Annotated in this window: 1 protein-coding gene; it reads right to left on the bottom strand. The window is 70.6% G+C overall.

All coding sequences use genetic code 11. The features are described from left to right. Positions 1-1,079 (bottom strand): beta-ketoacyl synthase N-terminal-like domain-containing protein (locus tag ACWD6P_RS37060; protein ID WP_451448620.1); only part of this gene is annotated, 1,079 nt, incomplete at both ends.

Below are 1,079 nucleotides of genomic sequence, written 5' to 3'. Positions count from 1 at the left end.
TCCACCACCGGAGGCTCCTCGATGATCGCGTGCGCATTGGTCCCGCTCACACCGAACGACGACACACCCGCACGCCGCAACCGACCAGCCACCGAAGGCCAGGCCCGTTCCTCCGTCAGCAGCTCCACCGCACCCGCCGACCACTCCACATGCGGCGACGGCTCATCCACATGCAGCGTCTCCGGCAGCACACCGTGCCCTATCGCCAGCACCATCTTGATGACTCCGGCCGCGCCGGCCGCCGCCTGGGTGTGACCGATGTTGGACTTCACCGAGCCCAGCCACAACGGCCCCGCAGCCTCACCCCTCCCCTGGCCATACGTCGCCAGAAGCGCCTGCGCCTCGATCGGGTCGCCCAGCGTCGTCCCCGTACCGTGCGCCTCCACCACATCCACCTGGTCCGGGGCGAGGCGCGCGTTGGCCAGTGCCTGCCGGATCACCCGCTGCTGCGAGGGACCGTTCGGAGCAGTCAGGCCATTGCTCGCCCCGTCCTGGTTCACCGCCGTACCACGCACCACGGCCAGCACCTCATGACCGTTACGGCGCGCATCCGACAGCCGCTCCAGCACCAGCACACCGACACCCTCGCCCCAGCCCGTGCCGTCCGCACCGGCCGCGAACGCCTTGCACCGGCCGTCCGCCGCCAGACCCCGCTGACGACTGAACTCCACGAAGACTTCGGGGGTCGTCATCACCGTGACACCACCCGCCAGGGCCAGCGTGCACTCGCCCTGTCGCAGGGCCTGCGCCGCCAGATGCAGCGCCACCAGCGACGACGAGCACGCTGTGTCCACCGTCACCGCCGGACCCTCCAGCCCGAACGTGTACGAGACCCGGCCGGAGACCACGCTCGCGGCGATGCCCGTTCCGAGGTAGCCCTCCACCGATCCGGGGTCCTGCCGCAGCAGTGTGGCGTAGTCCTGCCCGTTGCTGCCCACGAAGACGCCCGTCTTGGAGCCGCGCAGCGACCGCGGGTCGATACCGGCCCGCTCGAACGCCTCCCACGACGTCTCCAGCAGCAGCCGCTGCTGCGGATCCATCGCCAGCGCCTCCCGCGGGTTGATGCCGAAGGAACGCTC

It is taken from the genome of Streptomyces sp. NPDC002446, assembly GCF_053595675.1.
Note: the sequence above shows the minus strand (reverse complement) of the source record. Positions and strands in the feature narration are given on the sequence as shown.